The sequence below is a fragment of the Nonomuraea sp. NPDC004702 genome (genome assembly GCF_053601695.1).
On record NZ_JBSGCE010000085.1, the window covers coordinates 19,156 to 30,188 of the forward strand.

The window sequence follows — 11,033 nt, forward strand, 5'->3', positions numbered from 1 at the left end:
ATCGCACTGCCCACCCCTTGCCTGCCACCCGACCACGCCCCCACCTGTGCCGCGCCACCCAACGTCCCAGGCCAGCCCCGCCGTACCGGCCGATCGCGCTACCGGACCACACCGCCGCCCCACCCCGTCATACGGTCGCCACCCCGTCCAACGTCCCCGCCATACCGCTCGATCGCCGTCGGGCCGCACCGCGCCGCCCAACCGCGCCCCGCCGCGCCCCCCTGTCGCGCTGCCCACCCACCCCCTTGCCTGCCACCCGACCACGCCCTCCTCACCTGTGCCGCGCCGCCCAACGTCCCAGGCCCGCCGTACCGCTCGATCGCGCCGTCGGGCCGCACCGCCCAACCGCTCGACCGGCCGCACGCCCCGCCGCCTGGACTCTGCCGCATCGCGTCCTGCGGCGGGCGAGCCCGGCGGTGTCCACCGAGTCGTCCCTCGCCGCCCGACGTCCCCGCCGTACCGCGTGACCGCACCGCCACCGCGCCACCAGCCGGGCACCCCGCTGCCTCATCTTGCCGCGCCACCCGGCCATGCCGCCCGCCCGCTCTCTGCCAGCGCCCCCTCGCACCACCACCCGGCCGCGACGCTCCGCCGCAGGCTTCCTCCGCCCAATTTCCGACCTCGTTCACGCCGATCACCGGCCCGGTCGGACCCGAGCCGCCATGAACCCTCGGACGCCCCCAGCACGCACGCCCTTTCCTGAGGAGGCTCGGCGCCTGAGGCCCTCATCGGCGCCACACCTCCACCACGCCAACGCATCCGCACCGGCACACGACGGAGCCCATCGGCAGGCCCAAAACAGGGAACGCCCCCCACAGAACGGACGTTCTTCCGCCGGCCGGGATCACGAATTCGCCACCCGGAGATCAGCCACTACACACGGTCACAGAATCCCCCGGAGTTTGACCGGAAACCCTTACGCGACGTCATTCAGGCTGACGGCCAACTCCGCCCCGGAAAGCACTCGACAAAGCGATCATGCGGATTATGCTTCATCGCGCAATTTGTACGTATTTGCCGCCAATCGCGGTGGGTTTTACGGGGAGACACCATGACCGACGACGTGAAAGGCCCGGGGGCCGGCGCACGCGTTCACGAGGCCATATCCATCCAAACCAGGAAAAGTCCTGACAGCATCGCCGTCATAGCCGGCACCACCCGCCTCACCTACGCCGAGCTGGACCGCAGGGCCAACGGCATCGCCCACACGCTGCTCGACCGCGGCATCGGACGCGGCCACCACGTCGGCGTCTGCCTGGAACAGGGCGAATGGCTGCTCCCGGCGCTACTCGGCGTGTGGAAGGCGGGCGCGGCCTACGTGCCGCTCGACCCCGCCTACCCCGCCGAGCGCTTACGGTTCATGGCCGCGAACGCCGAGGTCACCGCCGTGCTCTCCACGACGGCGCTGGCCCCGACGGCCGCCCTCACCGGGGCGGAGGTCGTCCACGTCGACGACGTCGCGCCGCGCGAGGACGCGCCCGGCGTCGCGGGAGACGCCGCCGACGCCGCGTACGTGATCTACACCTCCGGCTCCACCGGGACGCCCAAGGGCGTGGTCGTGGAGCACCGCAACACCATGAACTTCCTGACCTGGGGCGCGTCGGCGTACACCGCCGAGGAGCTGGGCGGCATGCTGGCCAGCGCGTCGATCTGCTTCGACGCCTCGGTCATGCTGCTGTTCGTCCCGCTCGTCGCCGGCGGCACGGTGATCATGGCGGAGAACCTGCTGGCGCTGCCGTCCCTGCCCGCCCGCGACGAGGTGACGACCGTGTTCGGCGTCCCGTCCGCGCTGTCGGTGCTGCTGCGCGACCCGCTGCCAGCCGGGGTGCGGACGGTGGTGTCGGGCGGCGAGCCGCTGACCGCCGCGCTGATCCGCCAGATCTACGCCAACCCGAACGTCCGGCGCGTCCTCAACATGTACGGCCCGACGGAGTGCAGCACCGCCTGCACCTTCTTCGAGGCGGGACGCGACTTCGACGGTGAGCCGCCGCTCGGCGAGCCGCTGGCCGGCGCCGTGCTGTCGGTGCGCGACGCGCAGGGCCTGCCCGTCCGGGACGGCGAGCTGGGCGAGTTGTGGATCGGCGGCCCCGTGGTGGCCCGCGGATACCTGGGGGTGGACTCCCCCGCGTTCGGCTCCGGCCCGGACGGCGGCCGCGTCTACCGCAGCGGCGACCTGGTCCGCCGGGTGGACGGCGAGCTGCGCTACGCGGGCCGGGCCGACGACCAGGTCAAGATCCGCGGCATCCGGGTCGAGCTCGGCGAGGTGGAGGCCGTGCTGGGCGGCCACCCCGCGGTGCGGCGGGCCGTGGTGCTCGCGCAGACCGGCGAGGACGGGGCCGCCCACCTGGTCGGCCATGTCGCCGCGACCGACGTGAGCGAGCCCGAGCTGCGCGAGTGGCTGGGCGACCGGCTGCCCGGCCACCTGGTCCCGGCCCGGATCGGGATCAGCGAGACCCTGCCGCTGGCCCCCAGCGGGAAGGTGGACCGCGCCGCCCTGCCCAGGCTCGGCTCCACGCGGCTGGTCGCCGCCGCGCCGGTCGCGCCGAGGACCGACGACGAGCGCCTGGTGGCCGACGTCATCGCCGAGGTGCTCGGCCTGGACGGGATCGGCGTGCTGGACCGCTTCGCCGACCTCGGCGGGCACTCCCTGGCCGCGGTCAAGGTGGTGAACGAGCTGTCGCGCCGGCTGGGGCACACCGTGCCGCCGGCGGCGTTCCTGACCGAGCCCACGGCGGCCGGGCTGGCGTCCCGGCTGCGCGAGACCGTCCAGGAGCCGGTGCGGCGGGACGGCGGCCGGAGCACTTACCCGCTGACCGGCATGCAGCGCGAGTTCTGGACCCTGCGGCAGCTCCATCCGGGCAAGCCGGTCACCACCGTGTCGGTCCGGCTGCGGGTGAGCGGCCTGCGGGACGCGGCGCCGCTGCGGGCGGCGCTGGACGCCGTCGTGGCCCGGCACGAGGTGCTGCGCAGCACCGTCGCCGTGGGCGAGGACGGCGTGCCGTACGCCGTGACGCATCCGCCGGTTCCGGTGCCGTTCGCCGAGCACGGGCCCGAGGCCGACCCGGAGCGGGTGGCCAGGCGCGCGGGCGCGTACGTGTTCGACGTGGCGGACGAGGTGCCGCTGGTCCGGGCCGAGCTGTGCTGGACCGGCGAGGCGGCGGCCGAGCTCGTGGTCGTGACCGATCACCTCGCCTTCGACGGCGGCTCGGTCGGCATCCTGATGGACGAGCTGGCCGCCGGGCTGGCCGGACGGCCGGTGGCCGGGCCCGCCGTCCAGGTCGGCGACGTGGCCGTGCGCGAGCAGGAGGGGCATCCGGAGCTGCCGCGGCTGCGCGAGTTCTGGCAGCGGGAGCTGTCGGGCGCGCCGGTGACGCCTCCGGCGCCCGCCGACCTGACGGCGGCGCGGGTGACCAGGCCGCTGCCGGAGGAGTTCGTGGCCGGCGTGTCCGCCCTGGCCAGGCGGTGCGGCGCGACCCCGTTCGCGGTCTACCTGGCCGGGCTCGCCCTGGCCGGCGCCGAACCGGACACGCTGATCGGCGCGGTCGCGGCGCGCCGCGCCGGCGCCGAGCTCGCCGGGGTCGTCGGCCCGCTGGTCGACACCGTGCCGGTACGGCTGCGGACCGGTGACGCCGCGACCTTCCGCGACCTGGTGCGCCAGGCCGCGGACGCCACCACGCGGGCGCTGATCCACCAGGAGCTCCCGCCCGCCGAGCTGCCCCGCGCCGCCGTGCTGCTGGCCATGCAGCACAGCGAGGTCCCCGTGCGCGTGGACGGTCTGGAACTGCTCACCGAGCTCGGTTCGGGAGCCGCCGGCCACGAGCTCAGCGTGCTGGTCAACCGCACGGCGTCCGGCGGCGAGCTGCACCTGGAGTACGCCACCGCCCTGCTCGGCCGGGACCGCGCCGAGGCGTACGTGGACCGCCTGATCGCGCTGCTCCGGCACGCCATGACGGACCCCGGCCGCGAGCTGGAGCTCGTCACCCCGGACGAGCGGGCCGCGCTGCTGGCGCTGGCCGCCGGGCCGGACCTGCCGCGACCGCTGCCGACCGTGCCGCGGTCGATCGCGGCCCACACCACGGGGACGGCCGTGGTCGGCCCCGACGGCACGTCGCTGAGCTTCGCCGACCTGAACGACTGGGCCGACCGGGCGGCGGCGACGCTGCTGGAGCGCGGCGTGGCGCCCGGGGACGTCGTCGGCGTCTGCCTGCCGCGCGACCAGCTGATGCCCGCCGTCCTGCTGGCGGTGTGGCGGGCGGGCGCGGCGTATCTGCCGATGGATCCCGAGCACCCGGCCGAGCGGCTGCGCCTGCTGGCCGAGGACGCCGGGGCCGGCGTCGTGCTCGCCAGGGGCGGCGTGCCGGGGCTCGACGTCCTGGACCTCGACCGGCTGGAGCTCGACGGCCGCGCCGAGCTGCCCGAGGTCCGGCCCGGCGACCTGGCGTACGTGATGTACACCTCCGGCTCGACCGGCACGCCCAAGGGCGTCGAGGTCACCCACGCGAACCTGGCCGCCCTGGTGGCGGGCACGGCGGCCGCGCTGCGCCTGGGCCCGGACGACGTGCAGCCGGCCGTGGCGCCGCTGACGTTCGACGCCGCGGCCTCCGAGCTGTGGACGGTCCTGACCTGCGGCGGGACCAGCGTGGTGGTGGACAGGGCCACCGCCAGGGACGGTCACGCGCTGGCCGAGGCGGCCGCCAAGGCCACGGTGCTCGACCTGGTGCCGACGGCGTACCGGATGCTGATCGAGGCCGGCTGGACGGGCGACGCGGAGCTGCGCGCGGTCACCGGCGGCGAGGCGCTGGACCCGGGCCTGGCCGCGGAGATCCTGGCGCGGGCCGGCGAGTTGTGGAACGCCTACGGCCCCACCGAGGCCACCGTCACCTCGACCATGCACCGCGTGTCCGCCGGCGAGCCCGGCCCGGTGCCGATCGGCTCGCCGATGCCCGGTGAGCGGGCCTACGTCGTCGACTCGCGGCTGCGGCTGCTGCCGCCGGGCGCGGTGGGCGAACTGCTGCTGGGCGGCGCGGGCGTGGCCCGGGGATACCGGAACCGTCCGGGCTTGTCCGGATTCGTGGAGGATCCCTTCGTCCCCGGCGGCAGGTGTTACCGGACGGGGGACCTCGCGCGCTGGCGGCCCGACGGGACGCTGGAGTTCCACGGCCGCCGCGACCACCAGGTGAAGGTCCGCGGCTACCGCATCGAGCTGGGCGAGGTCGAGGCCGTGCTGCACGAGGTGGCCCGGGGCGCGGTGACCGTGTCCGGCACGGGCGCCCAGGCCCACCTGGTCGGCTACGTCACGCCCGAGACGGCCGATCCGGCGGCGGTGGAGCGACATCTGCGCGCCCGGCTGCCCGACCACATGGTGCCGCGGCGGTGGGTGGCGCTGGCCGCGCTGCCCACCCTGTCCAGCGGCAAGGTGGACCGGGACGCCCTGCCCGAGCCCGGCGACGACCCGCAGGCCGAACGGGTCGCGCCCGCCTCCGACGCCGAGATCATGGTCGCCTCGATCTGGGCGGCGGTGCTCGGTCGTCCGGCCGTCTGGGCCGACGACGACTTCTTCGCCCTGGGCGGCAGCTCCTTCGCCGCCACCCGCGTGGCCGGACGGCTCCGCGAGGTCCTGCGGCTCGCCGTGCCGGTGCGGCTGCTCTTCGACCGTCCGGTGCTCGCCGACTTCGCCGCCGGCCTGGAAGAGCTGCTGCTCGCCGACCTGACGGACGGGGTGGAGGCATGACCGAGGTGCAGCGCGACCGGGTCGCCGACCTGCTCCGGTCCCGTCTCGCGGCGGCGCGGGCCGCGGCCGAGACCCTTGAGGAAGCCGCTCCGGCGGGCATCCCGGCACTGTCGGCCGCGGACATGCCGCTGTCCCCGCTCCAGGAGCGGCTGTGGTTCCTGGCCCAGCTGGAGCCGGACTCCCCCGCCTACAACGTGCCGCAGGCGCTGCGGCTGCGCGGGCCGGTGGACCTCGACGCCCTCACCGGCGCGCTGGCCGACGTCGGTGAGCGGCACTGGGTGCTGCGCGGCGTCGTCGAGGGCCGGCGGGTGCGGCCGGCCGCCGCCGTGCCCGTCAGCGTGGTGGAGGTGACCCCCGGGTCGCTGGAGCGGGAGCTGCGGGCCGAGGCCTGGCGGCCCTTCCGGCTGGACGCCGAGCCGCCCATGCGGGCCACGGTGTTCCGGCTCGGCGCCGACGACCACGTGCTCGTGCTGGTCCTGCACCACATCGTCACCGACGCCTGGTCGGAGCAGGTGCTGCTGCGCGACCTGTCGGCGCTGTACGCGGCCCGGCTCGGCGCCGGCCCCCGTCCGGAGCCCCCGGCCCTGCAGTACGCCGACGTCGCCGCCTGGGAGGCCGGCCAGAACGCGCACGAGACGGCCGGCGAGACCGACCTGGACTGGTGGACGCGGCGGCTGACCGGGCTGGCCCCGGTGCTCGACCTGCCCACCGACCGGCCCCGTCCCGCCGTGCCGGCCTGGAGTGGGCGCACGGTCGGCTTCGAGGTGCACGGGGAGCTGGCGGCCAAGGTGCGGGCCACCGCCGGGACGACGCCGTTCATGGTCTTCCTGGCCGGGTTGCAGGCGCTGCTGGGCCGGTTGGCCGGCAGCGACGACATCGCGGTGGGCGTCCCGCACGCCGGGCGGCACCATCCCGACACCGAGGGCGTGGTGGGCTGCTTCCTCAACACCCTGGTGCTGCGTACCGACGTCGGCGGCGACCCCACCGGGCGCGAGCTGCTGGCCCGGGCCCGCACGACCGCTCTGGACGCCTTCGCCCACAGCCGCACGCCGTTCGAGCGGATCGTGGAGCGGTTGCAGCCGGAGCGGAACCTGTCGGTCACCCCGCTGTTCCAGGTGATGCTGAACGTGTACGACAGCGTCACCCCGATGAGCCTGCCCGGGGTCGAGGTCGTGGCCGAGCGGCTGACGTCGCCGACGGCCAAGTTCGATCTCAACCTGACGCTGGAGGATCGCGGGGACGGGTTCGACGGCGTGCTCGAATTCCGCACGGACCTGTTCGACGAGGCGACCGTCCGCAGGCTGGTGGACTGGTACCTCACCCTGCTCGGCGGGATGTTGTCCGACCTGGACGCGCCGGTCGGGGCGGTGCCGCTGGAGCCGGTGACCGGGCCCGTCCTGGCCGGTCCCGCGCCCGTGGACGCCCCCGGCCAGGCCGTGCACCACCTGATCGAACAGTGGGTGGACTCCACCCCGGACGCGCCCGCCGTGGTCGGCGCGGATCGCAGCCTGTCCTATGCCGAGCTGGAGTCCTCCGCCAACCGCATCGCGCACTGGCTGATCGAGGCCGGGGTGCGCGCGGACGAACCGGTCGGCGTGCTGCTGGAGTCCGGGGCTTCCCTGGCGTGCGCGTTGTTCGGCATCCAGAAATCGGGCGGCGGATATCTGCCGATGGATCCGACCTATCCGGCGGCACGGATCGCGACCATGCTCGACGCCGCCGGAGTCCGGGCCGTGGTCACGATGTCGGAGTTCACCGACCGCCTCGGCCCGGACGTGCGGGTCCTGGAACTGGACCGACTGCCCGACCTGCCCGCCGAGCGACCCCGCGTGGACGTCCGGCCCGAGCACCTGCACCACGTCATCTTCACCTCCGGCTCCACCGGAACCCCCAAGGCCGTCGCCGCCGAGCACCGCAACGTGCTCAGCTACCTCAACGGGATGCTCCCCCGCATCGACGCCCCCGGCGGCTCGTTCGCCGTGGTCTCCACACCCGCCGCCGACTTCGGCCTGACCTGCGTGTTCGGGGCACTCACCACCGGCGGAACCGTCCACCTGCTGCCACGCGAGACCGCGATGGACCCGGCCGCGTTCGCCGACTACCTGACCCACCACCAGGTGGACGTCGTCAAATGCGTCCCCAGCCACCTCGAACTCCTGGCCTCCGGCGGCGACCTGGCGGCCGTCCTACCAGGCAGACTGCTCATCCTCGCCGGCGAAGCCTGCCCCTGGGACCTCGTCGAACGAGCCCGGAACGCCAGACCCGGCCTGCGCATCCAGAGCCACTACGGCCACACCGAATCCACCATGATCTGCCTGGTCTGCGAGACCGACCAGATCCCCGCGGAACGCCGGACCGGGATCGTCCCGCTGGGCCGTCCCCTGCCGGGCGTCTACGGCCATCTGGTGGACTCGCGGCTGCGGCCGGTCCCGCCGGGTGTCCCGGGTGAGCTGGTCGTCGGGGGTCCCGGCGTCACCCGCGGCTACATCGGGCTGCCCGAACTGACCGCCGAACGCTTCGTCGCGGACCCGCTGACCGGCGACGAGCGTTGCTACCGCAGCGGCGACCTGCTCCGCCTCACCGCCGACGGACGGATCGAGTTCCGCGGCCGGGTCGACGACCAGGTCAAGGTCCGCGGCTACCGGGTCGAACTCGGCGAAGTGGTCACCGCCCTGCGAGCCCTCCCCCAGGTCTCCGAAGCCGTCGTCCTCCCGATCGGTGAGGGCAAGGCCAGGCAGCTGGCCGCCTGGGTCACCCCCGCGTCGGCGAACGTCCCGGCGGTCCGGTCGGCGCTGCGCGAACGGCTGCCCGACTACATGGTCCCGGCCCACATCGTCACCCTCGACCACCTGCCCCTCAACCCCAACGGCAAGATCGACCGAGCCGCCCTCCCCGAACCGCAGCAGGAGGCGGCGGCCTTCGTGCCGCCGAGCACGGCCGCCGAGCGACTGGTGGCCCAGGCGTGGGCCGAAGTGCTCGACGTGGACCAGGTGGGGGCGAACGACGACTTCTTCACGCTGGGCGGCCACTCCTTCGCCGCCACCCGGGTGGCGGGCCGCCTGCGCGAGCAGCTCGGCGTCGCCGTACCGGTGCGGCTGCTCTTCGAGCACTCCGTGCTCGCCGACCTGGCCGCCGCGCTCCCCCGCCCCGCCTCGGCGGCGGTGGCGCGACGCGAGCGCGTGGAGGGCCCGGCGCCGCTGTCCGGCGCCCAGGCCAGGCTCTGGTTCCTGGCCCAGCTGGAGCCGGACGGGACGGCCTACAACGTCCCGATGACCCTGCGGTTACGCGGGCCGCTGCAGGCGGACGCGCTGCTGGGCGCGGTCAGGGACCTGGCCGAGCGGCACGAGGTGCTGCGCAGCGTGATCGTCGCCACCGGCGCCGAACCGGTCCTGGAGGTACGGCCGGCCGCGGAGGTGCCGGTGACCACCGTGACCATCGACCGTTCCCAGGTCGACCGGGCGGTGGCCGAGCAGCTGGCCACGCCGTTCGCGCTGGACCGGGAGCCGCCGATGCGGGCGGTCCTGTTCGTGGTGGACGACGCGGAGCACGTGCTCTCCCTCACCTTCCACCACATCGCCACGGACGCCTGGACGCGCGGCCTCCTGCAGTCGGAGCTGTCGGCGCTGTACGCCGCCCGGCTGGGACTGCGCCCGCCGCCGGGCCCGCCGCCCGCCCAGTACGCGGAGGTGGCGCCCGTCCCGGCCCTGGCCGATCTGGACTGGTGGGCGGAACGGCTGCGGGGGCTGCCGCCGGTGCTCGACCTGCCGACGGATCGTCCTCGGCCCGCGGTGGCCGACCCGGCGGGGGCGTCGCTGGAGGTGGAGCTGCCGGCGGAGCTGGCGGCCAAGGTGCGGTCGGCGCCGGGCATGACGCCGTTCATGGTGCTGCTGGCCGGGTTGCAGGCGCTGCTGGCCCGGCTGTCGGCGAGCGCGGACATCGCGGTCGGCGTGCCGGTCAGCGGGCGGGACCATCCCGACACCGAGGGCGTGGTGGGCTGCTTCATCAACACCGTCGTGGTCCGCACCGACCTGGGCGGCGACCCGACCGGCCGGGAGCTGCTGGACCGGGTCAGGGAGGCCGCGCTGGGGGCGCTCGCCCACGCGGGAGCGCCGTTCGACCGGGTGGTGGACCGGCTGCGGCCCGAACGCAACCTGGCCGCCACCCCGCTGTTCCAGGTGATGCTCAACTACATCCCCGACCAGGGACGTCCCGAGCTGCCCGGCCTGGAGGCGACCTCCATCGAGCTCCCCGAGCGGACGGCGAAGTTCGACCTGGACCTGTACGTGCTCGACAGCGGTCCAGGATCGCCGCTGCGCGGGGGCTTCGGCTACCGCACGGACCTGTTCGACGAGGCGACCGTCCGCAGGCTGGTGGACTGGTACCTCACCCTGCTGGACGGGATGTTGTCCGACCTGGACGCGCCGGTCGGGGCGGTGCCGCTGGAGCCGGTGACCGGGCCCGTCCTGGCCGGTCCCATGCCTACGGACGCACCCGGCCAGGCCGTGCACCACCTGATCGAACAGTGGGTGGACACCACCCCCGACGCGCCCGCCGTGGTCGGCGCCGACCGCAGCCTCACCTACTCCGAACTGGAGTCCTCCGCCAACCGCATCGCGCACTGGCTGCTCCAAGCCGGAGTACGCGCGGACGAGGCCGTCGGCGTGCTGCTGGAGCCCGGCGCCTCCTTGGCGTGCGCGTTGTTCGGCATCCAGAAGTCCGGCGGGGGATATCTGCCGATGGATCCGACCTATCCGGCGGCACGCATCGCGACCATGCTCCACGCGGCCGGGGTGCGAGCCGTGGTCACGGTGTCGGAGTTCACCGACCGCCTCGGCCCGGACGTACGGGTCCTGGAACTGGACCGACTGCCCGACCTCCCGGAGACCAGGCCGGAAAGCGCGGTGCGACCAGAGCACCTGCACCACGTGATCTTCACGTCGGGCTCCACAGGCACTCCCAAGGCGGTCGCCGCCGAGCACCGCAACGTGCTCAGCTACCTCACCGGGATGCTCCCCCGCATCGACGCCCCCGGCGGGTCGTTCGCCGTGGTCTCCACGCCCGCCGCCGACTTCGGCCTGACCTGCGTGTTCGGCGCGCTGACCACCGGCGGGACGGTGCACCTGGTGCCGCGCGAGACCGCGATGGACCCGGCCGCGTTCGCCGCATACCTGGCCGAGCACCGGGTGGACGTCGTCAAGTGCGTGCCGAGCCACCTGGAGCTGCTGGCCTCGGGCGGTGACCTGGCCGCCGTGCTGCCGCGCCGGCTGCTGATCCTGGCGGGCGAGGCGTGCCCGTGGGACCT

The 11,033-nt window shown here is 74.7% G+C and carries 2 protein-coding genes; both read left to right on the top strand.

Going from position 1 to position 11,033, the window contains the following annotated elements; genetic code table 11:
- The first annotated feature begins 1,051 nt into the window (after positions 1-1,051).
- On the top strand, positions 1,052-5,731 hold the full coding sequence (locus tag ACWEJ6_RS48265) for an amino acid adenylation domain-containing protein (RefSeq protein ID WP_452432115.1): 4,680 nt from the start codon (positions 1,052-1,054) through the stop codon (positions 5,729-5,731).
- A partial coding sequence (locus tag ACWEJ6_RS48270) for an amino acid adenylation domain-containing protein (RefSeq protein WP_452432116.1) occupies positions 5,728-11,033 on the top strand: 5,306 nt, incomplete at its 3' end. The genes ACWEJ6_RS48265 and ACWEJ6_RS48270, both read left to right, overlap by 4 nt.